This is a genomic window from Croceibacterium soli (assembly GCF_009828065.1).
Taxonomy (GTDB): Bacteria; Pseudomonadota; Alphaproteobacteria; order Sphingomonadales; family Sphingomonadaceae; genus Croceibacterium_B; species Croceibacterium_B soli.
Genome location: NZ_WTYK01000004.1, coordinates 224,921 through 251,140, shown reverse-complemented (window position 1 = coordinate 251,140; position 26,220 = coordinate 224,921). Strand labels below are relative to the sequence as shown.

Sequence of the window (26,220 nt, the reverse complement as noted above, 5' to 3'; positions counted from 1 at the left end):
CGGCCCCGCAAGAGGGGCGGCTAGCGCCAGCGGCGGGCGACCAGGAACAGCACCGTCGGCCAGAACATCGTGTTGGCGAAGTCCACGTAGGGCTCCAGCGAGTCCCGCTGACCGCCGGCGAGGTGGTCGATTACCTCGTTGAGCAAAGCGAACGCGGCGACCAGCGCGAGCGGGCCCGGCGAACGCATCTTCTTCTTCAGGATCAGCGCGGAAACCACGAAGATCAGCAGCCCTGCGTGGACATGCAGCAAGTCCTCGGCGGCGCCCGTGTAACTTACCAGCCAGGCTTTGGCGCTTCCGTAACCGGCGATCAGGGGATCGAAGAATTCTCTCATGAATCGCCCGATGTCGCATCGCAGCGCCAACGTCCAGCGGGAACGAGGGGCTGCGGTTCGTTGTTCAGGTGCCCCTCGTGTCCCCGAACAGCTGGATGTGCAGCCTCTTGGACAAGGTCAGCTTGTGCTCCACGCAGAGCGGCGCGAGCCACGCCTCCCGTGCCTCCAGGGTGGCCACGTCGGTGCCTTCGGCCATCAGCCAGATCCGCTCCCGCGGAATGGCGAAACGCTCGGCCAGGGCGAGCACTTCCTCCACGTCGGCGGGCCCGGCGATCACGAACTTGAACGCCGCCCGCGGCTCCGCCGCCCAGTGCCGAAGCCGCTCCGGCACCAGCGCGAGATCGGCAGGATTGCCCGAATGGGCAAGCTTGGGGCTGACGTTGTACTGAGCGACCAGCGGGTCGAGCGCCGGGTGCGGCTCGACGGTGCCGTTGGTTTCGATCTCCACCCGCACCCCTGGCAGCAGCGCCAGCATCTTCGCCAGCGCCGCCCCTTGCAGCAGCGGCTCCCCGCCGGTGACGACGAGGCGGTTCTGATCAAGAGCGGCGATCCGCTCTGCGGTTTCCTCGTCTGACAGGACGACCTGGTTGGCCTTGCGCTCGTAAGTGGCGCCCGAACGGTGGGGCCGGTTGTCGCCTTCGAAATGCCAGGTGTACGCGGTGTCGCACCACACGCAGGCAAGGTTGCAGCGCGACAGCCGCACGAACGCCACCGGCTTGCCCTGCGACGGGCCTTCGCCTTGCAGCGACGCGAAGATTTCCGGTTCGCCGGGTGTGGTGGTGGCGAGGACTAGCGGCATCGGCTGCCTGTTGTTGGCGAAAGCGACAGGAGGGGCATGGGCGGCGAGTCCTCGGGACGGGCGATCGGCACTGGCAAACCGTGGGCGCGTAGGGAAGCTGTTTCGATCAAGCTCGGTTATCTCGGCGCCCGATCCCCTCCTCTTTAGAGGAGGGGCAGCGAGACTTGGCGAGCCGTAGGCGAGCCTAGTCGCAGCGGGGTGGTGCTGCGGTGGGCGCAAGGTTTCCGCGCGCCTTCACCACCCCCAACCCCCTCCTCTGGAAGCGAAGCTGTCCCGAAGGGACAACAGGAGGGGGCTTTTGGCGGCACTTCCACCTGATAAGATCCTCCCCCTCTGGGGGAGGTGGCGCCGGCCCCTTCGACGCCGCCTGCGGCGTCGCTCAGGACAGGCTCCGCCCGGTGACGGAGGGGGCTCGCCACACGCGCTGCACCAGGAGGCGGGCCCCCTCCACCACGCCGCTTCGCGTCGCGGTCCCCCTCCCCGTGCCGGGGAGGATTGAGACGTCACCCCAGCCGCGCCAGCGCGGCTTCCAGCCGCTCGACTTCCGCCGAATGGTGCGCGTGGTCGGCACGGGCTTTCTCGATGGCTTCGGGCTTCGCTTTCTCCACGAACGCCGGATTGCCGAGCCGCTTGCCGAGGCTGTCGCGCTCCTTGACCGAGGCATCACGGGCTTTCGACAGGCGCGCTTTCTCCGCCTCGGTGTCGATCACGCCCTCCAGCGGGACGATGAACACGTCGCCGCCTGCCGCGACCTGCATCGCCGCGCCGGCCGGTGCTTCGCCGAACGCAATCGGCGTGAGCCGCGCGAGCCGCTCGATGGCGGCCGCGCTGCGCTCGACCACTCGCTGCGCCAGCGGAGAGGGAGCAGGGCAAAAAGCCGCCAGCTTGGCGCCGGGGGAGATGCCGAGCTCGCTGCGGGCCGCCCGCGTAGCGGTGGTGAGTTGGATGACCCAGTCGATGGCGTCGGTGGCCGCAGCATCCACGCTCGCTTCCGGCTCCGGCCACTTCGCCAGGATCAGCTCGTAGGAACGGTCCCCCTGGGCATGCCACAGCTCTTCGGTGATGAACGGCATGAACGGGTGCAGCATGACCAGGATCTGGTCGAGCGCCCAGCCGGCGACGGCACGCGTTTCCACGGCTGCCGGCGATTCCTCATCGCCCTGGAAGACCGGCTTGATCAGTTCCAGGTACCAGTCGCAGAAGCGGTCCCAGGTGAAGTGGTAGATCGTGTTCGCGGCGGCATCGAAGCGCAGGTCGGCCATCGCCGCGTCGAGCTTCGTCACCGTCTGCGCGATTTCGCCGATGATCCACTGGTTGGCCGCGAGCCGCGCCGGCGGCGCCTTGATCGAGTTGCTCGCGCCGATGCCGTTCGCCTGGCAGAACCGCGTGGCGTTCCACAGCTTGGTCGCGAAATTGCGGTATCCCTCGACCCGCCGGTCATCCATCTTGATGTCGCGGCCCTGGCTTTCCATCGCCGCCATGAAGAAGCGCAGCGCGTCGGCGCCGTACTTGTCGATCAGCCCCAGCGGATCGACCACGTTGCCCTTGGACTTGGACATCTTCTGCCCGTCCGGCGCGCGGACTAGGCCGTGCAGGTAGAGCCGCTTCCACGGCACCTCGCCCATGAAATGCATTCCCTGCATCGCCATGCGCGCATCCCAGAAGAACAGGATGTCGAACCCGGAGATGAGCAGGTCGTTAGGGTAGTGGCGCGACAACAAATCCTCCCCGGCACGGGGAGGGGGACCACCCGCAGGGTGGTGGAGGGGGCTCTCCGCTGTCGCTTCGCCAGGCTGCGAGCCCCCTGCGTCAGCGCTGCGCGCTGCCACCTCCCCGTCCCGGGGAGGATTTGCGGTGTCCGGCCATCCCAGTGTGGCGAAAGGCCACAGCGCCGAGGAAAACCACGTGTCGAGCACGTCGGGATCGCGGCTGAGCGCCTTGTCGCCGGCGAGAGCCTGCGCCTCCTCCTCCGTCTCGGCGACATAGACCTTGCCGTCTTCGTCATACCACGCCGGGATCCGGTGGCCCCACCAGAGCTGGCGGCTGACGCACCAGGGCTGTATGTTCTCCATCCAGTTGAAGAAGGTCTTCTCCCAGGTCTTGGGGACGATCTCGATCCGGCCGTCGCGCACCGCCTGCATCGGCGGCTGAGCGAGGGTTGCGGCGTCTACGTACCACTGGTCGGTCAGCCAGGGCTCGATCACCACGCCGCCGCGGTCGCCGTAAGGCGTCTGGATCGTGCGCGGCTCGGCGTCGTGCTCGTTGCCGTCCTTGTCGACGTGGGGGATGAGGAAGCCCTGTTCCTTCATCCGCTCGACCACGAGTTTCCGCGCGTCGAAGCGGTCGAGGCCCACGAACTCCTGCGGGATCAGTCCGTCCGCCGTCTGCACGACGCGGGCTTCGGCGTCGAACATGTTGAGCATCTCGGCCGGCCTTATGCCGGCGCGCTTGCCCACTTCGAAGTCGTTGAAGTCATGGCCGGGCGTGACTTTGACCGCGCCGGATCCGAGTTCCGGATCGGCATGCTCGTCGGCAACGACCTTCAAGCGGCGGCCGGTGATCGGCTGGAGGATGTCCTTCCCGATGACGGACCTGTAGCGCTCGTCCTCCGGATGGACGGCCACGGCCATGTCGGCCAGCATCGTTTCCGGCCGCGTGGTGGCGACCACGATGTGATCCGCGCCGCTATCGAGCATGGCGCCGTCGGCCAGCGGGTACTTGTAGTGCCAGAAGCCGCCCTGCGTCTCGCGGGTCTCGACCTCGAGATCGCTGATCGCGGTCTTGAGCTTGGGGTCCCAGTTTACCAGCCGCTTGTCGCGGTAGATCAGGCCCTGGTTGTAGAGGTCGACGAAGACCTTCACCACCGCGCGGGTGAAATGCGGGTCCATCGTGAACTGCTCTCGCGACCAGTCCATCGAGCAGCCGAGCCGGCGCAGCTGGCGGGTGATCTGCCCGCCGCTTTCGGCCTTCCATTTCCAGACTTTGGCCACGAAGTCCTCGCGGCTGTAGTTGGTGCGCTTGTCCTGCCGCTCCTCGAGCTGGCGCTCGACCACCATCTGCGTGGCGATGCCGGCGTGGTCGGTGCCGACGACCCACAGCGCATCCTTGCCGCGCAGGCGCTCGTAACGGACGACGATGTCCTGCAGCGTGTTGTCGAGCGCGTGCCCGATGTGCAGGCTGCCGGTCACGTTCGGCGGCGGATTGACGATGGTGAACGGCACCGCGTCCGGCCGCTCGGGACGGAACAGCCCATTCTCCTCCCAATGGGAATACCACTTCGCCTCTATAGCGGCGGGGTCGAAAGTCTTGTCCAGCTCGGTGCTCATACAGGCCCGCGCCTTTGCCAGCGGCGGCAAGTGCACGCAAGCCGCGCGTGGCGGGCAGCTTGCGGCGGGGCGATTTTCCCACCATAGCGGGAGAATATGCGGCAATGGGCGGAATACAGCCTCGAAGACGAGGGCGGGCGCGCGAAACTCGTCCTGAAAGGGCCGCTGCTCATCTCAACCATCGGCAAGCTCGACCGGTACCTGCGCACTTTCGAGGGCGAGGTGGCCGAGATCGACCTGTCGCAGACGACCGCGATCGATACCGTCGGTGCGTGGACGGTCCTGCGCTTCGCCCGCGAACGGGAGGCCGAGGTCACCGGGGCGACCGAGCAGGCGAAGCGGTTGCTCAAGGCCGTCGAGGAAGCGGAAAGCAGCGCCGACATTTCGCCGCCGCTTCGGCTCCTGCGGCTGCGGGTCCCCGAACGGGTCGGTGAACTCGTCCTCGAATTCAGCGTCGGCGCGCGGCAGATCATCGCCTTCATGGGCCAGGTCGTGCTGTGTTCGCTGACCCTGATCCGGCACCCGTCGCGGTTCCGGGGCAAGGCCTTCGTGCGCCAGCTCGAGCTGGTCGGGGTCTCCTCGCTCGCCATCATCGGACTGATGAGCTTTCTGATCGGCATCGTGGTCGCGCAGCAAGGGGCGGCGCAGCTGCGCCAATTCGGCGCAGAGATCTACACCATCAACCTGACCGGGCGGCTGACGCTGCGCGAGCTCGGCGTGCTGATGACCGCGATCATGGTCGCCGGCCGCTCCGGGTCGGCTTTCGCGGCGCAGCTCGGCACGATGAAGCTGACCGAGGAAATTGACGCCATGCGCACGATCGGCGTTTCGCCGACCGAGGCGCTGATCATGCCGCGGATCCTCGCTGCCGTGTTCATGATGCCGCTGCTGGGCTTCTATGCGTCCGTCATGGCGATCATCGGCGGGGCCTTCATCGCCGAGCTGACGCTGGGTATCCCCTTCCTCACGTTCCTCCAGCGCATCCGCGAGGTCGTGCCGATCCATGACGTGTGGGTCGGGCTGATCAAGGCGCCGGTCTTCGGCCTGATCGTGGCGGTGACCGGATGCTACCAGGGCATGCAGGTGCAGGGGAACTCCGAGGAAGTCGGCCTCAGGACCACGATGGCCGTGGTCCAAGCGATTTTCATGGTCATCGTGCTCGACGCGTTCTTCGCGGTGTTCTTCACCGAGGTGGGCTGGGCATGAGCGAGGAACAGATCGATCAGCAGGTCGGCGACGTGGCGCTGGAGGAAGTGCCCGAGCATTTCGACGGCGAGTTCCCGATCGTCATCACCGGCCTGACCACGGCCTTCGGCGAGAACGTCGTCCACGAGGGGCTCGACCTCGAAGTCAGGCGCGGCGAAGTGCTGGGCGTGGTCGGCGGCTCGGGCACCGGCAAGTCGGTGCTGATGCGCGCGATCATCGGCCTGCAGCCGGTCGCGGCAGGCTGCATCGAGGTGTTCGGCAAAGACATCACCGCGGCCGAGCCGGACGAGGAGATCGGCGTCCGCAGCCGCTGGGGCGTGCTGTTCCAGGGCGGCGCGCTGTTCTCGACCCTGACAGTGGGCGAGAACGTGGAAGTGCCGCTGAAGCAGTTCTATCCGGAGCTCGACCAGGAACTGATGCACGAGATCGCGCGCTACAAGGTCGTGCTGTCCGGCCTTCCCGAAGACGCTGCGAGCAAGTATCCGTCGGAGCTGTCCGGAGGCATGAAGAAACGCGCCGGCCTCGCCCGCGCGCTGGCGCTCGATCCCGAGCTGCTGTTCCTGGACGAGCCGACCGCCGGGCTGGACCCGATCGGCGCGGCCAAGTTCGACGAACTCACGCGCGAGCTGGCGGAGACGCTGGGCCTGACGGTGTTTCTGATCACCCACGATCTCGATACGCTGTACGCCATCTGCGACCGTGTGGCGGTGCTGGCGGACAAGAAGGTCATCGCGGTCGGCACGATCCCGGAACTGCTCGAAAGCGACCATCCGTGGATCCAGGAGTACTTCAACGGGCCGCGCGGCCGGGCGGCGCAGGCAAGCACGGCGCGCAGCAAGTCGATAGACAAGCGCGACCGAGCGGGGGCATAGGGCAAGCGGATGGAAACACGGGCGAACTATGTTTGGGTCGGCGCGATTACGCTGATGCTGCTGGCCGCGCTGGCCGCGGCCATTGTGTGGATCGTCGGTTTCGGCAGCTCCGACCGCAAGCAGTACGACATCTTCTTCCCGCAGGCGGTCGAGGGCCTGACCATCGGCAGCCAGGTCACATTCGCCGGCGTCCCCGTGGGCAAAGTCGACGAGATGAACCTGTGGGCGAAGGACCCGCAGTTCGTGCAGGTGCGCATCAGCGTTAAGAACGAGGTGCCGATCCTGCAGGGGACGACCGCCACGGTGCTCGGCTCCTTCACCGGCGTTTCGACGATCCAGCTCGACGGTGCACGCGCCGGGCAGCCCCCGATCGTCAGGATCGGGCGCAACGGCGTGCCGGAAATCCCGCCCAAGGCAGGCGGCCTCGGCGCGATCCTCGCGAGCGCGCCGCAGCTGCTCGAGAACCTTTCCAACCTGACGGAGCGGCTGACCGAGGTCCTGAGCCCGCGCAACCAGCGCTCGATCGAAGGCATCTTCGCCAATACGGAGCGGCTCACCGCAGGGCTCGCCGATGCCTCGCCGCGAGTCGAGGGCGTGCTGACGGAGCTGGAGCTGACGCTGGCGCAGGCCACCGAGACGCTTAATGCGTTCGAGCAGACGCTCGGGACGACGGACCAGCTTCTCAACAGGGAAGGCGCCTCGATTGCGCAGGAGCTGCGCGAGACGCTGGCTTCGACACGCCGCGCCGCAGCTTCGATGGAAGCGGCAATGAACGACGTCCGCCCGGCGGCGCGCGAGTTCTCGGAAAGCACGCTGCCGGCGGCCGAAGCGGCGCTGCGCGACTTGCGCCGGACGACAACGTCCTTGCGCGAAGTCACGGAGTCGGTCGGGTCGGGCGGCGCGGGCGGCCTGCTCAAGGGCCAGAAGCTGCCGGATTACGAACCGTGAGGCGACAGGGGATGCAAGGCATGATCAGGAAAGCCGCAGCGGTCACCGCGATGGCCGCGGCATTGGCGCTTACGGGCTGCATCAGCCTCGGGGCCGAGCCGCCGGAGCAATTGCTGAACCTCACGCCGAACAATCCGGCTCCGGCCGGCAGCGCCGCCAGCGGGAACATCGACGCGGCAGTGGCGATCCTCGACCTGCAGACGCCGCAGAAGCTCAACGTCACGCGCGTGCCGGTGCTGGTCGACGGCAGCAACCTGGCCTACCTCAAGGACGCCGAATGGGTGGAGAAGCCCGCGCGGCTGTTCGGGCGCCTGCTGGCCGACACCATTCGCGCCAAGGGCAGCCGCCTCGTCGTCAGCGGCACCGATCTCGAATATGCCGCCGCGACCAAGCTTTCCGGCACGCTCTCGGCAATGGACTACGACGCTTCGCGCGGGTCGGCCGTCGTCCGCTTCGACGCGGTGCTGCAGACCGGCGAACGCCAGATCCTCACCCGGCGCTTCGAGAGCGAAGTGACAGGCATCGCCGCCGAGCCGGTGGCCGTCGGCGCGGCGCTCAACCGGGCGGCCAACGACGTGGCCGACCAGGTCGCGGAGTGGGTCGGCTGACAGGCTGAAGCGGCGACGCAGGTCGCTAGCCCTTCGACAAGCTCAGGGCGAACGGAGAAGGGGTATCGCATCAGTGGCGGACCCTGAGCAGAACAGCCGTTCGTCCTGAGCATGTCGAAGGACGCGCTGCTCCGTCAGCGCAAGCTGTCGCCCGCTCGTACATCGCCCTTTCTCGTCACCCTGAACTTGTTTCAGGGTCCATCGAGCCGCCTGTGCGGATAGTGCGGTGGAGTGGGGGCGTGGCCGGGTTGTGCCCCCAGGAACCACCTGTGCCGGCGGAGAAATGGTTGCTGAAACGAGTTCAGCATGACGAGTTTCTCTGGTGCCTGGCGACCTGAGCCTGGCGCGGGGAGCGCGCCGTTCAGCCCTGCCGTGCCAGCCGCGCGAAGCGCACTGCCTGCCGGAAAGTCTCAAGCCGCAGAGTGCGGTCCGCCTCGGCATCCGCGTCCCAGCCCCACAGTTCGGCCTGCCAGTCCTGCTCGCAATTGGCGGCGGCAAACAGCGCATCGGGATCCGAGCCTTCCTCCAGCGCCGCCAGTGCAACCGTCAATGAGGCGGTGAGCGAGGCGAGCGTTTCCAGCGCGGCGAGGGTGAACGGGTCGAGGTTCTCGATCAGCTCTCGCAGCCGCGCCAGGGTCTCGGGCGGCTGCGCGCGGTGTATGATGCCGCTGACCCGCTCCAGGCGGATCGCGTGGCGCGCTTCGGCGGCCTGCAGCAGCGGCTCCCACAGTTCCTGCTGGCGGCGGAACAGCGGCTCGTCCGGATCGGCGCGGTAGCAAAGAGTGTCGGTTTCCGCGAACGGCAGCATGCGGGCGGCCGCTGCCGCGCGGTCCGGTGCGATGCGGTCGATCGCGTAGTCGGCCAGGTCGCGCAGGACGAAGCTCTTCGGGTCGATCTCGTCGCCTTGCGCGCGCCATTCCTCCGCCAGCGCCTCCGCCAGGGCCCGGCTGGGCACGGCTTGCGCCCCGCCGCTTTGCGTGCGCAGCGGCCTGCCGTCGAGAAGCACCTGGAAGCCGCTCGCCGCCTCGCCGACCGAGACTTCTCGATAGAAGCGCTTCATCGGTCGGGGCTGCGCCATCTGCGCGCCAGGAAAGTCGGCACGAGGAAGACATCGGCGAGCCCGACCGCCAGCAGGGCATAGGCGGCCGGCAACGGCATCTCGATCCGGCCTTGCGTACCGAGCAGGCCGACGACCACCATTGCGACGCCAGCCAGCCGCGCGAACACGATCACCAGCCAGCGGTTGCGCGCGGTTGTGTCGCTCACGGGCTCAACCATGGAGCAGCTCCTCCAGCTCGATCGGCGTCGCGGCCACGGCGTCGGCCCCGGAATCGAGCAGTTCCGCTGTGGTGTGATAACCCCAGGCGACGCCGATCGCCCGGCAGCCGGCGGCGCGGGCCATCGCCATGTCGTACGCGGTGTCCCCGATCATGACCGTGTCCGCCGGAGCGGCGCCGGCTTCCTCCATCGCCATCTCCAACATCGAAGGATCGGGCTTGGAAGGATGCCGGTCGGCCGTCTGCAGAGTGGCGAAAAGATCGAAGATGCCATGGGTGACGAGGCAGCTCTTCAGCCCCCGGTCGCTCTTTCCCGTGGCGACGCCGAGCACCCATCCGCGGGCTTTCAGCCGCCCGAGCAGTTCGGCGATCCCGTCGTAAAGCGGCTCGCTCAGCGTCCCCTCCACCCGCGAGCGGCGAAACGCCTCCTTGTAGGCATCGACCGCCGCCGATTGCTGGTGCTCCGGCAATTCCGGCACGATCTGCCGGATCGCGACCGGCAGGCTCAGGCCCACGGTACGGCGAACCCGGTGCCGGTCCGGCGCGCCGAGGCCCGCTGCCGCAAAGGCAATCTCCATCGCGTCGCACACGCCGGCTTGGCCGTCGCTCAGCGTCCCGTCGCAATCGAACACGGCAAGACGCACGCTCATCCCGCGAAGCTCCGCATCAGCGCTTTCCGGTGGGCTTCGGCGGCTTTCCGGTGCGGGCGCCGCCTTCGGCGCGGGAGCGGCGTTCGCCCCGGCGGCCTTTGCGGACCTGCTTGGCGTGCTGGCGCGCGGCCTGCTTCTTCTGCGCCCGGTCGGGCGGGGGCGGGCCGCGTTCCGGTTCGGCGTCGCTCATGGTGATGTCGAAGCCGAGTTGCTCCATGGTGGCGGCGAAATGCTCCGGCAGTTCGGCCGTGACATCCAGCTTGCCGCTGCCGCCTTTGCTCTTCGGCGCGTCGATGATCAGCCGCCGCGCGTGGAGGTGCATCTTGCGGCTGACCGATCCGGTGAGGAAGGCCTCCTGCCCGCCGTACTTGCCGTCGCCGACGATCGGGTGGCCCATCGCCGCGCAGTGGACGCGGAGCTGGTGGGTGCGCCCGGTGAGCGGCTCCAGCTCCAGCCAGGCGGCGCGATTGCCGGCGCGGTCGATCATGCGGTACTTGGTCTTGGCCGGCTGGCCGTTCTCCTCGTCGACATGCATCTTCTCGCCGCCGGTACCCGGCTGCTTGCCGATCGGCGCTTCGATCGTGCCTTCCGCAACGTCGGGCACGCCGACCACCAGGGCCCAGTAGACCTTCTTGGCGCTGCGGCCGGAGAAGCGCTTGGAGAAGAACGCCGCGCTGCCGGGCGTGCGGGCGACGAGCAGGACGCCGCTGGTGTCCTTGTCCAGCCGGTGGACCAGGCGCGGGCGCGGCTCGTCCTCGCCGGCGAAGGCATCCAGCAGGCCGTCGACGTGGGAATGGGTCTTGGTGCCCCCCTGCGTGGCGAGACCCGGCGGCTTGTTGAGCACGAGCGCGGAATCGGTCCGCTCGATCAGCATCGCCTCGGCCTGGTCGAGCTGCTCGTCGGTCAGCGGCTTGACGACCCGCGCCTTTTTCTTGGTCGCCTCGCCGCCCGGCGGCACGCGCACGACCTGCCCGGCCGCGAGCCGGTCTTCCGGCTTGGCGCGCTTGCCGTCGATCCGCACCTGCCCGGTGCGCGCCCACTTGGAGACCATGCCGAAGCTCACTTGCGGCAAGTGGCGCTTGAACCAGCGGTCTAGGCGGACGCCGTCGTCGTCCTTGTCGACGGTGAATTGGCGGACCTCCCGATCACCCTGAGCTTGTCGAAGCCCGTCCTGAGCCTTGTCGAAGGAGGTCATGCCGCGATCCGCATCACGATGAGGCCGATGTACAAGGCGCTCAGCCCGGCGAGTACCGAAATCAGCGCATAAGTCACGGCCTGCAGCGCCTGGCCCCGCTCGATCAGCATGACCATCTCCAGGCTGAAGCTGGAGAACGTGGTGAAGCCGCCGAGCAGGCCGACGCCAAGGAACAGCCGCCAATGGTCGGCGCCTTGCCCTTGGCGAGCCAGGAACCCCGCGAGCAGGCCCATCGCAAGGCTGCCGCTGACGTTGACCGCGAGCGTAGCCCAGGGAAAGGTCGTGACCGCCTTCACCCCCAGCCAGTGAGTCATCCCGCGCCCCATCTGGTGGCGAAGGACCGCCCCGATCGCGCCGCCCAGCGCGACGGAGGTTGTGGCTATCATGGGGGAGGGGAGGCTCATTCCGGGCATGTAGACGCGACGGGGCGGACATGGAAGACTTGATCCCGGTCGTCGTCCCGGACTTGATCCGGGACCGCTGGCCGCTGGGTAATGCGCTGGACGGTTGCACCAGGCATCCAGCGGTCCCGGATCAGGTTAGGGACGACGAACTCGTGAAATCCTTGCCTTTCCCGCCCGATTCGCCTATCCGCGCCCTCGTTCTTGCCGGTCCGGAACGGATTCGGCGCATTTTTCATTGGTATTGGGTGCATCCCCGCGCCGATCGCTCGCGGGCTCTGCCGGTTGACGAGACAAGAGGTAGCTTAGTTTTATGCAGATCATGGTTCGCGATAACAATGTCGAGCAGGCCCTGCGTGCGCTCAAGAAGAAGCTGCAGCGCGAGGGTGTTTATCGCGAGATGAAGCTGCGTCGCCACTACGAGAAGCCGAGCGAGCGCCGCGCCCGTGAGAAGGCAGCAGCCATCCGCCGCGCGCGGAAGCTGGAGCGCAAGCGGGCAGAGCGCGACGGCGGCAAGTAAGCTGCGTCGCCACGGGCTTCAGTCCGGGACGCTGCCGGCGCAGCGATACGCTAATCGCTTGAACGGCATCTAGCCATAAGCCAAAGGGGCGCGGGGTTCGATCTCCGCGCCCTTTTGCTTTGCAGGAAACGACCATGGCCGAAGTCACTCGCGTCCCGATCCAGCCGATCCGCAAGGGATCGCTGACCAAGCTCTGGCTCGGCATCGCGGTCGCTCTCGCCGCTGCCTTGGCGCTGGCATGGTTCACAATCCCGCGCGGGGTTTCGGTGGAAGAATTGACCGCCGGAACCGGCGCCAGCCCGGGCGCCAGCGACGTGGTGTTCGTCCGCTACACCGGGAAGCTGGACGACGGCACGGTGTTCGACCAGTCGCAGGACATTCCGCTGCCGGTGGAAGGCATCTTCCCGGCCGGCACGCCGCTGCCGCTGGAAGGCATGATCCCCGGCTTCACCGAGGCGGCCCTGCAGATGAAGAAGGGCGGCAAGTACCGCTTCGAGATCCCGGCAGACAAGGCGTACGGCGCCGAAGGCAGCGCCAACCCGCAGACCGGGGAGCAGGTCATCCCGCCGAACAGCGACCTGACGTTCGAAGTCGAACTGGTCGACTTCATGAGCCGGCAGGACTTCGAGCGCCGCGTCCAGGCGATCCAGCAGATGATGCAGATGCAGCAGGGCGCGAACGGCGCACCCGGTGGCGCGCCGGGTGCTCCCGGCGGAGCGCCGGCGCCGCAACAGCCGGGACAGTAAGCCCGAGCCAGGGATCCTGAGGAGCGGCGACGCTTCTCAGGCATTCCTCACAACTTGCTCATGCTTCCGGCGCGCTTTGCGTGCATATCGGCACCCTCTAGCCCCGGGGGAGCCGACATGGACGTGAGCGAGAGCAATCAATCCGACTGGCCGCTGCGGCCGTGGCTCCTGGCCGGCGCCTTGGGCCTTGCCGGGTTGCTGGTGTGGCTGCTGTCCGACGGGGCCAACCATTCCCCCTGGCGAATGGCGGGCACAGCTTTCGTCTTCTTCGGCAGCATCGCCGCCGCCTTCACCGCCGAGCGTGACCGCTGGAAGGAGCCGCTCTCCTTCGCGCTGATCGCCGGCCTGGTCATGGCGGGGCTAGCCTGGCGCGCGACCGCTGCGGGCGACCGCTATGCCGACGAGGAGTATGGCTTCGCCGCCGGGGTTATCGCCACCGCGCTGGCGCTGCCGCTGTTCCAGGCCGGATTCCACCGCACCCGCTTCGCCACGCCTTACGCCCGGGTTCATTACCACGTCTGGACCGATGCGATCTGCGCCGCAGGCGCACTCGCCTTCACCGGCGCGGCCTGGCTCCTGCTCGTGCTCATGTCCGAGCTGTTCCATCTGCTCAAGATCGACCTGCTGCGCGAGGCGATGGGCGAGGAGTGGTTCGGCTGGACATACTCCGGCGTGGCGTTCGGCGCGGCGCTCGGGACCTTGCGCAACCAGGTGAAGGTGCTCGGCACGCTGCAGGCGGTGGTCACGCTGGTGCTGTCGATCCTGGCCGTGCCGTTGGCGCTGGGGCTGGCGCTGTTCCTCGTGGCAATGATCGTCTCCGGGCCGGAGGTCCTGTGGCAGGCGACCCGCAGCGCCACCCCGGTGCTGCTGGCCTGCGCCGCCGGAGCCTGGGTGCTGGCGAACGCCATCCTGCGCGATTCGGACGGGGAGATGAGCGGCAACCGCGTGCTGCGCGGGGCGGCTTTCGCGCTGGCGCTGGCGATCCTCCCGCTCACGGTGTTCGCCGCGGTTTCGCTCGGCACGCGCGTCGCCCAGCACGGCCTCAGCCCCGAGCGGCTCTGGGGCCTCGCGGCGATATCGGTGGCCTGTGCCTACGGCCTCGCCTGGTTCGTGGCCCTCGTGCGCGGCTTGAAACGCGGCACGTGGCGAGAGGGGCTGCGGCGCGCGAACCTCTACCTTGCGGTGCTGATCTCCGGCGTCGCCCTGCTGCTGGCGCTGCCGATCCTCGATTTCGGCGCGATCTCCGCCCGCAACCAGATCGCCCGACTGGAAAGCGGCGCGGTCAGCCCGGAGGACTTCGACTACGCCGCGCTGCGGTGGGACTTTGGCGACACCGGCAGGCAGGCCCTGGCGCGGCTCCAGCGCAGCGGCAATCCCCGTATCGCGGAGCTCGCCGAGCTCGCCGCGAAGCAGTCCCAGCGCACATATGGCTTCGGCCGGGGCAGGGACTTCCGCTCCGCCGACGAGCTCGAGCTGCGGGTGCAGCCGGACGATCCCGAGCTGCGGCGCATGGTCGTCGATTACCTGCGGGCCAATGCCTACGTGTGCCAGGAGTTCTGCGTGGCGCTCGATCTCGGCGCCGACGCGAAAGGCCGGCGCGAGGTCGCCCTGGTGGAGAGCGGGCGCTACTCGCGCGTGGCTCTGCCGGCAGGCACGCAAGAGCCGGAAGTCGCTCCGGCAGCGCCCGCGGGTTTCGGCCCGTCGAGCCGGGTGGAGATCCGTACCGTTCCGGAACGCTACATCTTCGTCGACGGCCGCAAGGTCGGTCCACCGCTCGGCAGCGAGTGAGCGCGCTTGATGCCGCCCGCGCGCCCCGCTAGGGCGCGGACATGTCGGTAGACCGTAAAACAGTGGCGAAGATCGCCAGCCTGGCGCGCATCAAGATGGACGAGGAAGAACTCGACCGCATGGTGCCGGAGTTCAACAACATCATCGCTTTCGTCGAGCAGCTCGGCGAGGTCGATACTTCGGGCGTCGAGCCGATGACCGCGGTGATCCCGCAAGCCTTGCGCTTGCGCGACGACGTGGTCGATGCTGACCCGCTGACCGGCGGGAACGTCCGCGAGAAGGTGCTGGCCAACGCGCCGCTGGCGGAACACGGGTTCTTTGCAGTGCCGAAGGTGATCGAATGAACAAGCGCAGCTTTTCATTCGGTCATCCCGGACAGCCGCGCAGCGGCGCGTGTTCCGGGATCCCCAACAAAAGACGCGGAGCCACAACACCGGCCTCTGCGCCCGGGGCGGAATGGACCCTGAAACAAGTTCAGGGTGACGGTTTATGACCATGAGCACCACCCCCTTCCCCGTTCGGGCTGAGCTTGTCGAAGCCCGCCCGCGCCGCGCATCTGCCCTTCGACAGGCTCAGGGCGAACGGACTTTGTCATGACCGAACTCACGAATTTGGGCGTTCGCGCCATCCGCGACGGCGTCGCCGCCGGAGATTTCACCGCGCGCGAAGTGGCCGAGGCGTTCAACGCCAACGTCGCTGCTGCGGCCGACCTCAACGCGTTCGTCATCGCCACGCCGGAAAAGGCGATCGAGGCGGCCGAGAAGGTCGACGCAGACCGCGCGGCGGGCAAGCCGCTGGGCAGCATGGCCGGGGTGCCGATCGGCATGAAGGACCTGTTCGCCACGCGCGGCGTGCAGACTACCGCGGCCAGCCACATTCTCGAAAGCTTTGTGCCCGAGTATGAGAGCACCGTTTCGCAGAAGCTGTGGGACGCGGGCGCCGGGATGCTCGGCAAGCTCAACATGGACCAGTTCGCGATGGGCTCGTCCAACGAGACGTCGTACTTCAGCAACGTGATCTCGCCCTGGCGGCGCAACGACGGCGGCAACGCTCCGCTCGCCCCGGGCGGCTCCTCGGGCGGCAGCTCGGCGGCGGTCGCGGCGCGGCTGTGCCCGGCGGCCACAGGTACCGACACCGGCGGCTCGATCCGCCAGCCGGCGGCGTTCACGGGCATCACCGGGATCAAGCCGACTTACGGGCGCTGCAGCCGCTGGGGCATCGTCGCTTTCGCCTCCAGTCTCGATCAGGCCGGCCCGATGGCGCGCGACGTCACCGACTGCGCGATCATGCTCGGCGCAATGGCCGGGTTCGACCCGAAGGATTCGACCAGCCTCGACCTGCCGGTGCCCGACTGGGCCGGATCGCTGGACAGCGACCTCAGGGGCAAGAAAGTCGGCATTCCGCGCGAGTACCGCATGGACGGCATGGACGCGGAGATCGCCAGGTCGTGGGACGACGGCGTGGCCTGGCTGAAGGATGCCGGCGCCGAAGTGGTCGAGATCAGCCTGCCGCACACCAAGTACGCGCTGCCGGCCTATTACATCATCGCCCCCGCCGAAGCCTCCAGCAACCTCGCCCGCTATGACGGCGTGCGCTACGGCCTGCGCGATCTGCCCCAAGGCGCCAACCTGCAGGACATGTATGCCGCGACCCGCGCCGCCGGCTTCGGTGACGAGGTCAAGCGCCGCATCCTGATCGGCACTTACGTGCTCTCGGCCGGCTTCTACGACGCCTACTACACCCAGGCGATGAAGGTCCGCACCCTGATCCGCAACGACTTCGAGAAGGCGTTCGAGGAATGCGACGTGATCCTCGCCCCGACCGCGCCTTCGGCCGCGTTCGCGCTGGGCGAGAAGGTCGACGATCCAATCTCCATGTACCTCAACGACGTGTTCGCCGTGCCCGCCAGCCTGGCCGGCCTGCCGGCCATGAGCGTGCCCGCCGGGCTCAGTTCCGCCGGCCTGCCGCTCGGGCTGCAGATCATTGGCAAGGCGTTCGACGAGCAGGGCGTGCTCAACGCCGGCCTTGCCATCGAGCAGCGCGCCGGGTTCACGGCTCAGCCGGAGAAGTGGTGGTGACCGGGTGGGGGCTAGCCATCATTGGGGCGCTCCTGCTGACCTTTGTATTTGCCCGATATATCTCGAAGAGGATCCCGCACGGCGAGGCGCGCTTCGACGAAAACGGAAAGCTGATTGAAGATGAGTAGCTACCGCATCCACGGCACCACCGGCGAATGGGAGGTCGTGATCGGCCTCGAGGTCCACGCGCAGGTCACCAGCAACGCGAAGCTGTTCTCCGGCGCATCGACCGAGTTTGGCTCGGAGCCGAACGCCAACGTCAGCCTGGTCGATGCGGCAATGCCGGGCATGCTGCCGGTGCCGAACCGCGAGTGCATCCGCCAGGCGGTGCGTACCGGGATGGCGATCGAGGCGCAGATCAACAAGTGGAGCCGGTTCGACCGGAAGAACTACTTCTACGCCGACTTGCCGCAGGGCTACCAGATCAGCCAGCTCTACCACCCGCTGGTGGGCGAAGGGCAGCTCGAGATCAGCCCCGACGAGAAGAACCCGGACCAGACCAAGATCATCGGCATCGAGCGCATCCATGTCGAGCAGGACGCCGGCAAGCTGATGCACGACCAGCACCCGACGATGAGCTACGTCGATCTCAACCGCTCGGGCGTGGCGCTGATGGAGATCGTCAGCCGCCCGGACATGCGCTCGCCGGCGGAAGCCGGGGCTTACGTCCGCAAGCTGCGCTCGATCCTGCGCTATGTCGGATCGTGCGACGGCAACATGGAAGAAGGCTCCATGCGGGCCGACGTCAACGTCTCGGTGCGCAAGCCCGGCGGCGAACTCGGCACGCGCACCGAGACCAAGAACGTCAACTCGGTCCGCTTCGTGATGGCCGCCATCGAGCACGAGGCGCGGCGCCAGGTCGACGTTCTCGAGGAAGGCGGCACAATCGTGCAGGAAACCCGCCTGTTCGATCCCGGCACCGGCACGACCCGCTCGATGCGCTCCAAGGAAGAAGCGCACGACTATCGGTACTTCCCCGATCCCGACCTGCTGCCGCTGGAGCTGGACGATGCCTTTCTGGAGGAATGCCGCGCCAGCCTGCCCGAGCTGCCCGATGCAAAGCGCAAGCGCTACATCGAGGTTCTCGGGCTCTCCGCCTACAACGCCGGCGTGCTGACCGCGGAAGTCGACACTGCGCGCTGGTTCGAAGCCCTGCTGGCGGAAACCGCCGCAGCTCAAGGCAAGGCGGAGGCGCACGTCGCCAAGCAGGCGGCGAACTGGCTGATCTCGGAGTTCTTCGGCGCGCTCAACAAAGTCGGGCGCTCGCTGGAGGACAGCCCGGTCAGCCATGCCCAGGCGGCCGAACTCCTCGCCCTGATTGGCAAGGGCACGATCTCCGCCACGATCGGCAAGCAGGTGCTCGAAACCATGTTCGAGACCGGCGACAACGCCGCCGCGATCGTCGAGCGCGAGGGCCTCACCCAGCAGAGCGACAGCGGAGCTATCGAAGCCGCGGTCGACGCGGTCCTGGCCGCGAACGGCGACAAGGTCGAGCAGTACAAAGCCGGCAAGGAGGCGCTGTTCGGCTTCTTCGTCGGTCAGACGATGAAGGCGATGCAGGGCAAGGCCAACCCGCAGGTCGTCAACGAAGTGCTGAAGGCGAAGCTCGGCTAGGCTGCGCTACCGGAGAGAAGCGATGGGCAAGGTTACGGGGATCGGGGGCTTCTTTTTTCGATCGCGTGACCCTGCCGCGCTCGCCGCCTGGTACGAGACGCATCTGGGGGTGGACGACATCTCCCATACGGTGTGGCGCCAGCAGGCGGGGCCGACTGTGCTCGCTCCGTTCGCGCAGGACACGGACTATTTCGGACGGGCCGAGCAGCAATGGCTCATGAATTTCCGCGTCGAGGATCTCGACGCGATGATGGCAGATCTCAAAGCATCCGGGATTTCGGTTGAGACACGCGCCGAGTGGGACTCCGAAGTCGGGCGCTTCTGCCGGATCCACGACCCGGAGGGGAACCCGATAGAGTTGTGGGAGCCTTCGGCGGAAAGCCGCTGAGGCCCTCAAGCGCGCGCAAAGGCACGCAGACCGTCACCGTATCGTTGAAACAGAAGACTGGATCACACCATGAGCGAAGCCCCGCGTCTGCCCCTGCCGCCGTTTACCGCCGAGACCGCCGCGCAGAAGGTCCGCACGGCGGAGGATGCCTGGAACGGCCGAGACCCGCAGAAGGTGGCGCTCGCCTATTCGCCCGATAGCCGCTGGCGGAACCGCGCCGAGTTTCTCCAGGGGCGGGAGGAGATCGCCGAGTTCCTCACCCGCAAGTGGTCGCGCGAACTCGACTACCGGCTGATCAAGGAGCTCTGGGCCTTCACCGGCAACCGCATCGCGGTGCGCTTCGCCTACGAATGGCGCGACGAGGGCGGCAATTGGTTCCGGTCCTACGGCAACGAGAACTGGGAGTTCGACGAGCACGGCTTCATGCGCCTGCGCATCGCCAGCATCAACGACCTGCCGATCGCCGAGGGCGACCGCCTGTTCCACTGGCCGCAAGGCCCCCGGCCGCAGGATCACGCCGGATTGTCGGAGCTGGGGCTCTAGGTCGCGCCACGGCTGGCGCGGAACGGGTGAACGCAATGCCGGCGATCGTCCTGGTCCATCCCGAAATCCCGCACAACACCGGCGCGGTCGGCCGCACGTGCGTGGCGCTGGACCTCGAGCTGGTGCTGATCCGCCCGCTGGGCTTCGACCTGTCGGACAAAGCCGTGCGCCGCTCCGGCCTCGACTACTGGCAGCACGTGCGGCTGGCGCAGTTCGATAGCTGGGCCCACTTCATCGCCGACCGAGCCCCTCGCCGCGAACAGCTATTCCTGTTCGAGGAATATGCCGAACGTTCCTTCTACGAGCCCGAATATCCCAACGATGCTTATCTGGTGTTCGGGCGCGAGACCAAAGGCCTGCCAAGAGCGATCACCGAGCCGCTTACCGACCGCCTCTTCCACCTACCGATGCGCTCGGACAAGATCCGCTCGCTCAACCTGGCGAACGCTGTGACGGCGGCCGCCTATCAGGCGATGCGCGGGAAGTTCGGGTAAATCCTCCCCTGCAAGGGGAGGGGGACCGCCCGCGTAGCGGGTGGTGGAGGGGTGTCCCCGTACCGGATAGCGTGACACCCCTCCGTCAGCCCTGCGGGCTGCCACCTCCCCTTCCAGGGGAGGATCCAATCTCACGCAAAGACGCTAAGGCGCGAAGGCCTCGCGCTTCTGCGCTCTCAGGCGCAACGCCTTCGTGCCTTCGTGTGAGCCAATCGAGGCCGCTTAGAGCCGAAGCTCCCTTCGCGCCATTGCGCCTTCGCATGCCAAAACCTGCGACCTGCACACCTCCTCACCCGGTGAGGATCAGAGCTCGCGCACGGACCCGGTGGCTTCTGTGTGTGGCTGCTACATGGACCCTGAAACAAGTTCAGGGTGACGATGGTTGCTGGGGAGGGGGTGAGAGCAGGCCCCCCAACCCCGTCATCCTGAACTTGTTTCAGGATCCATCCCGCCGCACGCGCAGAGCACGCAGGATTGATTTGCGACATACCTTCCCCTGCAAGGACTTTACCCCGGCGGCAGGCGCGTCAGGCCGCGCTGGATGATGCGTTCCTCCGCGTCCGAGGACTTGAGGTCGTCGCTCTCGCTCGCCGGGAGGTGCGTGTCCTGCTCGTCGGTCGGGGTCGAACGATCGCTTTCGCTGGCCGGGAAGTGGCCCTCCTGGCTCTTGCCAAGGCCCTTCTTGCCATCGGGGTCCATGTCGCGCTGGGTGGTGGGTTTCTGCTCGGTCATGGCGGGTCAACGCCCGAGCGGCACTGCGGCTCCCTTACAGCTCCTCGGCGCTCAGGTATTCGATCGGCATATCGAGCGTCTCGAGCTGCTCGTCGATCTGCTTGCGGTCGCCGACGACGATGATCGCCAGGTTCTCGGGCGAGAGATACTGCCCTGCCGCACTGTCGATCGCCTGCGCGTCGATCGCGCGGTAGATCTCCGGCAGGCGCGACTGGTAGTCGTCCGGCCGGCCGAGGAGCTGGTTCGTCATCAGGGCGCCGAGCACCTGGCCGTTGGTCTGGAAGCTGTTGGGCAAGGCGCGGATGTTGCCGTCGGTGACGCGCTGCAGCTCGGTCTCGTTCACACGTTGCCCGCCCGCGGCGAAGGCCTCCATCTGCTCCAGGATCAGGCGGATGGAGTCCGCCGTGCGGTCGCTCTGCACCGGGGTGAACACGCTCAGCCGGCGCGGGCCGACGACGCCGGAGAGCGAGCTGCTGATGCCGTAAGTCCAGCCCTTCTCCTCGCGCAGCTGCATGTTGAGCCGCGAGAGGAAACCGGAGCCGATGACCTCGTTGGCGAGATCGAGCGCTTCCCGCCCCTGCTGCGTGCCGGTCAGCGGCAGGACGCGGGCGAGCAGCAGCACGCTTTGCGGCGAGTTCGGGCGGTCGATCACCACCAGCTTGCGCGCAGGCTGCGGCGTCGGCACGGTCAGGTTCTTGACCGGCTTCGGCTCGGCCGGCGGGGTCCAATCGGCGAACGTCCGCTCCAGCGCTGGCAGCAGCTCGGCCATAGTCACGTCGCCGACGACGGTGAAGCGCGCAGTGTCCGGCCGCAGCCACTTGCGGTGCTCGCCCGCCAGCCTCTCGGGCGTGAGCGCCTGGATCACCGCCGGCTTCCCGCTTGCGCCGACCGAGCCGTAAGGATGGGCCTCGCCATAGACCAGCGGCCCGACGGCGCGGCTCGCCAGGCCCCGAGGGTCGGCCTGCTCCTGCGCGATCGCGGCGAGCCGCTGGTCCTTGACCCGCGCCACTTCGGCCGGATCGAACGCCGGGTTGCGCGCGATATCGGCCATCAGTTCCAGCGAGGGCACGAGATTGGCGGCTAGCGCGGTCATCGTGACGGTGCTCGAATCCGTCGTGGTTCCGGTGCCGATCGAGGCGCCGAGCCGTTCCTCCTCCACCGCGATCTCAAGCGCGCTGCGGCTGGTAGTGCCTTCCTTGAGCAGCTCCATCATCAGCGACTGCGTGCCCGCTCGCGCAGCCCCGTCGGCTGCCGTGCCGGCGTCGAATGTCAGGGCGAGGCTGACCTTGGGAACGGCCGTGCGCCGCGCCAGCGCCACTTCGATGCCGTTGGAGAGCCTTGCGTGCTCGACCGCCGGGAAGGTCAGCTCCGCCACCGGCGCGACCGGCGGCGCCTGCCGCGGCGAGGCCGTGCGGGTGACCTCGACCGGGATCTTGGGGTCGGGTTCGGGCGGAGGCACGGTGCCTTCGTCGCCCCAGCCGCCCATCAGGGCGCCGTCCTCGGTCCGCTCGCCGGGGATGACCGCAAGGGTGTAGGACGGGCGGCCCAGCCAGCGCTGCAGCGCCTCGCGCACTTGCGCCGGGGTGAGAGCGGCGAGCCGCTCCAGCTCCGCCTTGTAGTGCGCCGGATTGCCGGCATAGAGCAGCCCTTCGGCCAGTGTCGCGCCTTTGCCGGAGAAGCCGCCGACTTCCTCCAGCGCGCCGATTTGGGAGGAGACGAACTGCGTGGCCGCGCGGGTAACCTCGTCCTCAGTCGGACCCTCAGCCACCAGCTCGGCGATCACTTCGTCGAAGCGCTTCTCGGCCACTGCCCGGTCGACGCCGGGCTTCACGTCCATCTGCGCCTGCAGGAAGTTGATCTGCTCGTGCTGCTGCGCGCCGGCGGTGACGGAGACGGCGAGCTGCTCTCCGCGCACCAGCACGTTGTCGAGCCGCGAGCTGGCGAGGCCGCCGAGCACATGCAGGCCAACCGCCAGCGGAACCGCATCCGGCGAAGTCAGCTCCGGCCCGGTCCAGGCGCGGATCACCCGCGTCACCGGCACCTGGTCGGTCATCTCTTCACGCACCGGGGCGGCCAGGGTGACGGGCTCGGCAGCGACTTTGCGCACTTCCGGCCCGGCCGGGATCTCGCCGAACCAGTGCTGGACGATCGGCCGCGCCGTGGCCGCGTCGATATCGCCCGCGAGCGCCAGGACGACGTTGTTCGGGGCATAGTTGTCGGTGAACCACTGGCGCACGTCGGCCAAGCTGGCCGCTTCAAGGTCCGCCATCGAGCCGATCGTGGAGTGGCGATAGGGATGGCCGACCGGCAGCAGCCCGTCGGACAGCTTGTACTCGACGAGGCCGTAAGGCTGGTTGTCGCCCTGGCGCTTCTCGTTCTGCACGACGCTGCGCTGCTTATCGAGCTTGTCCTGCGTCACCGCGCCGAGCAGGTAGCCCATCCGATCGCTTTCCATGAACAGCGCCAGGTCGAGCGCGCCTGTCGGCACTGTCTCGACATAGTTGGTGCGGTCGTACCAGGTCGAACCGTTGGTGCTGGTCGACCCTGCCGCCTCCAGTGGTATGTCGAAGTTTTCGACATTCTCGCTGCCGCCGAACATCAGGTGCTCGAACAAATGGGCGAACCCGGTGCGGCCGCGCGGCTCGTGCTTCGATCCGACGCGGTAGTAGATCGTCACCCCCACGAGCGGCGCCTTGCGGTCGGTGTGGACGATCGTGGTGAGGCCATTGGGAAGCGTGAAGGTCTCGAACGGGATCTCGACTTCCTGCACCAGCTCCGCAAGAGGCGCGGCCTCGGCGGCCGGACGCGGCGTGTCCTGCGCCGTGACGGAGGAAGCAAGCAGGGCCAAGGGCAGGGCGGCGGCGGTGAAGAAGCGGCGCATGGATGTCCCGTCAGCAATCTGGATTCGTGTGAAACCACCTAGCACGGCCGTTCGCGCTCGGGGACACTTTCGACCAACGGCGCATTGGCCTTGACGAGCGTCCCCCCGGCGTGGGCAATCAAGCGCGGTGCGGCGAACCGGGTCTCTTGTGTTGCGGAAGTGTCACACCATCTAGTCGGCGACTGACGAATTCAGGGGCATTTGGAATGAATCTCGAAAAGTTCACCGACCGGGCCAAGGGCTTCCTGCAATCGGCGCAGACCGTCGCCATTCGCATGAACCATCAGCGCATCAGCCCCGAGCACCTGCTGAAGGCGCTGCTCGAGGACAAGGAGGGCATGGCCGCCGGCCTGATCCAGCGCGCCGGCGGCAATGCCAGCCTGGCGGTCGAGGAGATCGACAAGGCGCTGGCGAAAGTGCCCGCGGTCTCCGGCTCGGGCGCGCAGGCGACCCCGGGGCTCGACAACGATGCGGTGCGGGTGCTCGACCAGGCCGAGCAGGTCGCCGAGAAGGCCGGCGACAGCTATGTCACCGTCGAGCGGCTGCTGCTGGCCCTTGCACTGGCGAAGACGACCGCCGCCGGGCAGGCGCTGAAAGCCGCGAACGTCACGCCCGAGGCGCTTAACGAGGCGATCAACGCGCTTCGCGGCGGGCGCACGGCGGATTCCGCCGGCGCGGAAAACGCCTACGACGCGATGAAGAAATACGCCCGCGATCTCACGCAGGCGGCGCGCGACGGCAAGCTCGATCCGGTCATCGGCCGCGACGAGGAGATCCGCCGCACGATCCAGATCCTCGCCCGCCGGACCAAGAACAACCCGGTCCTGATCGGCGAGCCCGGCACCGGCAAGACCGCGATCGCTGAAGGCCTCGCCTTGCGCATCGCCAACGGCGACGTGCCCGACAGCCTCAAGGACCGCCGCCTGATGGGCCTCGACATGGGCGCGCTGATCGCCGGCGCGAAGTACCGCGGCGAGTTCGAGGAACGGCTCAAGGCCGTGCTCGACGAGGTCAAGGGCGCCGAAGGCGAGATCATCCTGTTCGTGGACGAGATGCACACGCTGATCGGCGCGGGCGCCTCGGAAGGCTCGATGGACGCCTCCAACCTGCTCAAGCCTGCGCTCGCGCGCGGCGAACTCCACTGCATCGGCGCGACGACGCTCGACGAATACCAGAAGTACGTCGAGAAAGACGCCGCTCTGCAGCGCCGCTTCCAGCCGGTGTTCGTCAACGAACCGACGGTGGAGGACACCATCTCGATCCTCCGCGGCCTCAAGGAGAAGTACGAGCTGCACCACGGCGTGCGCATCACCGACGGCGCGATCGTCGCCGCCGCGCAGCTCTCGCACCGCTACATCGCCGACCGCTTCCTGCCCGACAAAGCCATCGACCTGATGGACGAGGCGGCCAGCCGCATCCGCATGGAAGTGGAGAGCAAGCCCGAGGAGATCGAGGCGCTCGACCGGCGCATCATCCAGCTCAAGATCGAGGAATCCGCTCTCGTCAAGGAAAGCGACCAGGCGAGCAAGGACCGGCTCGCGGCGATCCGCGAGGAACTCGGCAATCTGGAGCAGCAGTCGAGCGAGCTGACCACCCGCTGGCAGAACGAACGCGACAAGATCCATGCGGAGGCGAAGGTCAAGGAAGAGCTCGACCAGGCGCGGATCGAGCTCGAGCAGGCGCAGCGCGCGGGCGATCTCGCCAAGGCCGGCGAGCTGTCCTACGGCCGCATCCCGGAGCTGGAGAAACGGCTCGCCGAAGCCGAGGGCCAGGCCGAGAACGCGCTCCTGCGTGAGGAAGTGACCGACGACGACATCGCTTCGATCGTCAGCCGCTGGACCGGCATCCCGATCGAGAAGATGCTCGAAGGCGAGCGCGAGAAGCTGCTCAACATGGAAGCGGCGATCGGCAAGCGCGTGATCGGCCAGGACCAGGCGGTCACCGCCGTCTCCAAGGCCGTGCGCCGCGCGCGCGCGGGCCTGCAGGATCCAAACCGCCCGCTCGGCAGCTTCCTGTTCCTCGGCCCGACCGGCGTCGGCAAGACCGAGCTGACCAAGGCGCTCGCCGGCTTCCTGTTCGACGACGACAACGCGATGGTCCGCATCGACATGTCCGAGTTCATGGAAAAGCATGCCGTCGCTCGCTTGATCGGCGCGCCCCCGGGCTACGTCGGCTATGAGGAGGGCGGTGTCCTGACCGAAGCTGTTCGCAGGCGGCCCTATCAGGTCGTACTGTTCGACGAGGTGGAGAAAGCCCATTCCGACGTGTTCAATGTCCTTCTCCAGGTGCTCGACGACGGGCGCCTGACCGATGGACAGGGCCGCCAGGTGGATTTCTCGAACACGCTGATCATCCTCACCAGCAACCTCGGCAGCCAGTTCCTGTCGAACATCACCGACGACCAAACGGTCGCCGATGTAGAGCCGCAGGTGATGGACGTGGTGCGTGGGCACTTCCGGCCGGAGTTCCTCAACCGGCTGGACGAGATCATCCTGTTCCACCGCCTCAGCCAGGAGCACATGGCGCCGATCGTCGATCTCCAGGTTGCCCGCGTGCAGAAGCTCCTGGAGGACCGCAAGATCGCGCTCGACCTGACCGACGCCGCCCGCCGCTGGCTCGGCCGCGTCGGCTACGACCCGGTCTACGGCGCTCGTCCGCTCAAGCGGGCGGTGCAGCGTTACGTGCAGGACCCGCTGGCCGAAAAGCTGCTGGCCGGCGAAGTCCCGGACGGCAGCACGGTGCACGTCGACGAGGGCGACGGGGAACTGCAGATCCGCGTGACCTGAGGCCGCTAACTGCGGAGTGCCGTCTCCGGTGCA

24 protein-coding genes are annotated in these 26,220 nt (G+C 67.6%); 14 read left to right on the top strand and 10 right to left on the bottom strand.

Translation table 11 applies throughout. The features are described from left to right. Positions 1–20: 20 nt before the first annotated feature. The 3 genes from GRI75_RS08880 to GRI75_RS14600 form a co-directional block, all read right to left on the bottom strand. Complete coding sequence (locus tag GRI75_RS08880) at positions 21–335, bottom strand: hypothetical protein (RefSeq protein WP_160746606.1); 315 nt, start codon at positions 333–335, stop codon at positions 21–23. A 64-nt stretch (positions 336–399) separates the two neighbouring features. After that, positions 400–1,134: a 7-carboxy-7-deazaguanine synthase QueE gene (locus GRI75_RS08875; RefSeq protein WP_160746605.1), complete on the bottom strand. Its 735-nt coding sequence runs from the start codon at positions 1,132–1,134 to the stop codon at positions 400–402. A 503-nt stretch (positions 1,135–1,637) separates the two neighbouring features. Continuing rightward, positions 1,638–4,460 (bottom strand): valine--tRNA ligase, encoded by a 2,823-nt coding sequence (locus tag GRI75_RS14600; RefSeq protein ID WP_235911425.1) that lies wholly within the window; start codon positions 4,458–4,460, stop codon positions 1,638–1,640. A gap of 96 nt (positions 4,461–4,556) precedes the next feature. Between GRI75_RS14600 and GRI75_RS08860 the strand changes: the two genes are divergently transcribed. From GRI75_RS08860 to GRI75_RS08845, 4 genes are read left to right on the top strand one after another with little or no spacing between them, the layout of a single operon-like run. Next, positions 4,557–5,666 carry an ABC transporter permease gene (locus GRI75_RS08860; protein ID WP_160746604.1) on the top strand — a complete coding sequence of 370 codons (1,110 nt, stop codon included), beginning with the start codon at positions 4,557–4,559 and terminating at the stop codon, positions 5,664–5,666. Then, a complete protein-coding gene (locus GRI75_RS08855) occupies positions 5,663–6,538 on the top strand; it encodes an ABC transporter ATP-binding protein (RefSeq protein ID WP_160746603.1) in 876 nt (291 codons plus the stop codon). The genes GRI75_RS08860 and GRI75_RS08855 overlap by 4 nt, the downstream gene beginning before the upstream one ends. Before the next feature lie 9 nt (positions 6,539–6,547). Continuing rightward, positions 6,548–7,486: an MlaD family protein gene (locus tag GRI75_RS08850; protein ID WP_160746602.1), complete on the top strand. Its 939-nt coding sequence runs from the start codon at positions 6,548–6,550 to the stop codon at positions 7,484–7,486. A gap of 20 nt (positions 7,487–7,506) precedes the next feature. Further along, the gene (locus GRI75_RS08845) at positions 7,507–8,094 is read left to right on the top strand and encodes an ABC-type transport auxiliary lipoprotein family protein (protein WP_160746601.1); all 588 of its coding nucleotides are present in this window, start codon (positions 7,507–7,509) and stop codon (positions 8,092–8,094) included. A 361-nt stretch (positions 8,095–8,455) separates the two neighbouring features. Here GRI75_RS08845 and GRI75_RS08840 read toward each other — a convergent pair whose 3' ends face one another. The 5 genes from GRI75_RS08840 to crcB are packed head-to-tail and all read right to left on the bottom strand — an operon-like array spanning position 8,456 to position 11,602. Beyond that, complete coding sequence (locus tag GRI75_RS08840; RefSeq protein ID WP_160746600.1) at positions 8,456–9,154, bottom strand: ATP12 family chaperone protein; 699 nt, start codon at positions 9,152–9,154, stop codon at positions 8,456–8,458. Then, positions 9,151–9,372, bottom strand: coding sequence for a hypothetical protein (locus GRI75_RS08835; RefSeq protein WP_160746599.1), 222 nt, complete (start codon positions 9,370–9,372; stop codon positions 9,151–9,153). Before GRI75_RS08835 ends, GRI75_RS08840 begins: the two co-directional genes overlap by 4 nt. Next, entirely contained in the window at positions 9,365–10,021 is a 657-nt protein-coding gene (locus GRI75_RS08830) for an HAD-IA family hydrolase (protein ID WP_160746598.1), read from the bottom strand. Before GRI75_RS08830 ends, GRI75_RS08835 begins: the two co-directional genes overlap by 8 nt. A 16-nt stretch (positions 10,022–10,037) precedes the next feature. Further along, entirely contained in the window at positions 10,038–11,216 is a 1,179-nt protein-coding gene (locus tag GRI75_RS08825) for an RluA family pseudouridine synthase (protein ID WP_160746597.1), read from the bottom strand. After that, positions 11,213–11,602, bottom strand: coding sequence for a fluoride efflux transporter CrcB (gene crcB, locus GRI75_RS08820; RefSeq protein WP_235911424.1), 390 nt, complete (start codon positions 11,600–11,602; stop codon positions 11,213–11,215). Before crcB ends, GRI75_RS08825 begins: the two co-directional genes overlap by 4 nt. 328 nt (positions 11,603–11,930) lie before the next feature. Here crcB and rpsU point away from each other — a divergent pair, with 328 nt between their 5' ends. The 9 genes from rpsU (at position 11,931) to GRI75_RS08775 (ending at position 19,788) form a co-directional block, all read left to right on the top strand. Beyond that, positions 11,931–12,137, top strand: a complete 207-nt coding sequence (rpsU, locus tag GRI75_RS08815) for a 30S ribosomal protein S21 (protein ID WP_160746595.1) — start codon at positions 11,931–11,933, stop codon at positions 12,135–12,137. Between the two features lie 134 nt (positions 12,138–12,271). Beyond that, a complete protein-coding gene (locus GRI75_RS08810) occupies positions 12,272–12,883 on the top strand; it encodes an FKBP-type peptidyl-prolyl cis-trans isomerase (protein ID WP_160746594.1) in 612 nt (203 codons plus the stop codon). Between the two features lie 117 nt (positions 12,884–13,000). Beyond that, positions 13,001–14,671, top strand: a complete 1,671-nt coding sequence (locus GRI75_RS08805) for a DUF4153 domain-containing protein (RefSeq protein WP_160746593.1) — start codon at positions 13,001–13,003, stop codon at positions 14,669–14,671. 41 nt (positions 14,672–14,712) lie between these two features. Beyond that, positions 14,713–15,015, top strand: coding sequence for an Asp-tRNA(Asn)/Glu-tRNA(Gln) amidotransferase subunit GatC (gene gatC / locus GRI75_RS08800; RefSeq protein ID WP_160746592.1), 303 nt, complete (start codon positions 14,713–14,715; stop codon positions 15,013–15,015). Positions 15,016–15,264: 249 nt separating this feature from the next. Then, the gene (gene gatA, locus GRI75_RS08795; RefSeq protein WP_160746591.1) at positions 15,265–16,749 is read left to right on the top strand and encodes an Asp-tRNA(Asn)/Glu-tRNA(Gln) amidotransferase subunit GatA; all 1,485 of its coding nucleotides are present in this window, start codon (positions 15,265–15,267) and stop codon (positions 16,747–16,749) included. Between the two features lie 120 nt (positions 16,750–16,869). Then, entirely contained in the window at positions 16,870–18,363 is a 1,494-nt protein-coding gene (gatB, locus tag GRI75_RS08790; protein ID WP_160746590.1) for an Asp-tRNA(Asn)/Glu-tRNA(Gln) amidotransferase subunit GatB, read from the top strand. 22 nt (positions 18,364–18,385) lie between these two features. Continuing rightward, positions 18,386–18,751: a VOC family protein gene (locus GRI75_RS08785; RefSeq protein ID WP_160746589.1), complete on the top strand. Its 366-nt coding sequence runs from the start codon at positions 18,386–18,388 to the stop codon at positions 18,749–18,751. A gap of 69 nt (positions 18,752–18,820) precedes the next feature. Then, positions 18,821–19,294, top strand: coding sequence for a nuclear transport factor 2 family protein (locus GRI75_RS08780; protein ID WP_160746588.1), 474 nt, complete (start codon positions 18,821–18,823; stop codon positions 19,292–19,294). Between the two features lie 35 nt (positions 19,295–19,329). Beyond that, a complete protein-coding gene (locus tag GRI75_RS08775; RefSeq protein ID WP_160746587.1) occupies positions 19,330–19,788 on the top strand; it encodes a tRNA (cytidine(34)-2'-O)-methyltransferase in 459 nt (152 codons plus the stop codon). 507 nt (positions 19,789–20,295) lie between these two features. Here the strand turns inward: GRI75_RS08775 and GRI75_RS08770 are convergent. Together GRI75_RS08770 and GRI75_RS08765 are read right to left on the bottom strand one after the other, a co-directional pair. After that, a complete protein-coding gene (locus GRI75_RS08770) occupies positions 20,296–20,520 on the bottom strand; it encodes a hypothetical protein (RefSeq protein WP_160746586.1) in 225 nt (74 codons plus the stop codon). 34 nt (positions 20,521–20,554) lie between these two features. Then, positions 20,555–23,401: a M16 family metallopeptidase gene (locus tag GRI75_RS08765; protein ID WP_160746585.1), complete on the bottom strand. Its 2,847-nt coding sequence runs from the start codon at positions 23,399–23,401 to the stop codon at positions 20,555–20,557. Positions 23,402–23,607: 206 nt separating this feature from the next. Between GRI75_RS08765 and clpB the strand changes: the two genes are divergently transcribed. Continuing rightward, the gene (clpB, locus tag GRI75_RS08760) at positions 23,608–26,187 is read left to right on the top strand and encodes an ATP-dependent chaperone ClpB (protein ID WP_160746584.1); all 2,580 of its coding nucleotides are present in this window, start codon (positions 23,608–23,610) and stop codon (positions 26,185–26,187) included. The last annotated feature ends 33 nt before the right edge of the window (positions 26,188–26,220 follow it).

Coding starts and splice junctions, on each gene's coding strand:
- GRI75_RS08770 (WP_160746586.1), bottom strand. CDS start 20,520: ATGACCGAGCAGAAACCCACCACCCAGCGCGACATGGACCCCGATGGC.
- GRI75_RS08780 (WP_160746588.1), top strand. CDS start 18,821: ATGAGCGAAGCCCCGCGTCTGCCCCTGCCGCCGTTTACCGCCGAGACC.
- GRI75_RS08805 (WP_160746593.1), top strand. CDS start 13,001: ATGGACGTGAGCGAGAGCAATCAATCCGACTGGCCGCTGCGGCCGTGG.
- GRI75_RS08845 (WP_160746601.1), top strand. CDS start 7,507: ATGATCAGGAAAGCCGCAGCGGTCACCGCGATGGCCGCGGCATTGGCG.
- GRI75_RS08860 (WP_160746604.1), top strand. CDS start 4,557: ATGCGGCAATGGGCGGAATACAGCCTCGAAGACGAGGGCGGGCGCGCG.
- clpB (WP_160746584.1), top strand. CDS start 23,608: ATGAATCTCGAAAAGTTCACCGACCGGGCCAAGGGCTTCCTGCAATCG.
- GRI75_RS08875 (WP_160746605.1), bottom strand. CDS start 1,134: ATGCCGCTAGTCCTCGCCACCACCACACCCGGCGAACCGGAAATCTTC.
- GRI75_RS08835 (WP_160746599.1), bottom strand. CDS start 9,372: ATGGTTGAGCCCGTGAGCGACACAACCGCGCGCAACCGCTGGCTGGTG.
- GRI75_RS08850 (WP_160746602.1), top strand. CDS start 6,548: ATGGAAACACGGGCGAACTATGTTTGGGTCGGCGCGATTACGCTGATG.
- GRI75_RS14600 (WP_235911425.1), bottom strand. CDS start 4,460: ATGAGCACCGAGCTGGACAAGACTTTCGACCCCGCCGCTATAGAGGCG.
- GRI75_RS08840 (WP_160746600.1), bottom strand. CDS start 9,154: ATGAAGCGCTTCTATCGAGAAGTCTCGGTCGGCGAGGCGGCGAGCGGC.
- GRI75_RS08855 (WP_160746603.1), top strand. CDS start 5,663: ATGAGCGAGGAACAGATCGATCAGCAGGTCGGCGACGTGGCGCTGGAG.
- GRI75_RS08765 (WP_160746585.1), bottom strand. CDS start 23,401: ATGCGCCGCTTCTTCACCGCCGCCGCCCTGCCCTTGGCCCTGCTTGCT.
- gatB (WP_160746590.1), top strand. CDS start 16,870: ATGAGTAGCTACCGCATCCACGGCACCACCGGCGAATGGGAGGTCGTG.
- GRI75_RS08775 (WP_160746587.1), top strand. CDS start 19,330: ATGCCGGCGATCGTCCTGGTCCATCCCGAAATCCCGCACAACACCGGC.
- GRI75_RS08830 (WP_160746598.1), bottom strand. CDS start 10,021: ATGAGCGTGCGTCTTGCCGTGTTCGATTGCGACGGGACGCTGAGCGAC.
- rpsU (WP_160746595.1), top strand. CDS start 11,931: ATGCAGATCATGGTTCGCGATAACAATGTCGAGCAGGCCCTGCGTGCG.
- GRI75_RS08825 (WP_160746597.1), bottom strand. CDS start 11,216: ATGACCTCCTTCGACAAGGCTCAGGACGGGCTTCGACAAGCTCAGGGT.
- crcB (WP_235911424.1), bottom strand. CDS start 11,602: ATGATAGCCACAACCTCCGTCGCGCTGGGCGGCGCGATCGGGGCGGTC.
- GRI75_RS08810 (WP_160746594.1), top strand. CDS start 12,272: ATGGCCGAAGTCACTCGCGTCCCGATCCAGCCGATCCGCAAGGGATCG.
- GRI75_RS08785 (WP_160746589.1), top strand. CDS start 18,386: ATGGGCAAGGTTACGGGGATCGGGGGCTTCTTTTTTCGATCGCGTGAC.
- gatA (WP_160746591.1), top strand. CDS start 15,265: ATGACCGAACTCACGAATTTGGGCGTTCGCGCCATCCGCGACGGCGTC.
- gatC (WP_160746592.1), top strand. CDS start 14,713: ATGTCGGTAGACCGTAAAACAGTGGCGAAGATCGCCAGCCTGGCGCGC.
- GRI75_RS08880 (WP_160746606.1), bottom strand. CDS start 335: ATGAGAGAATTCTTCGATCCCCTGATCGCCGGTTACGGAAGCGCCAAA.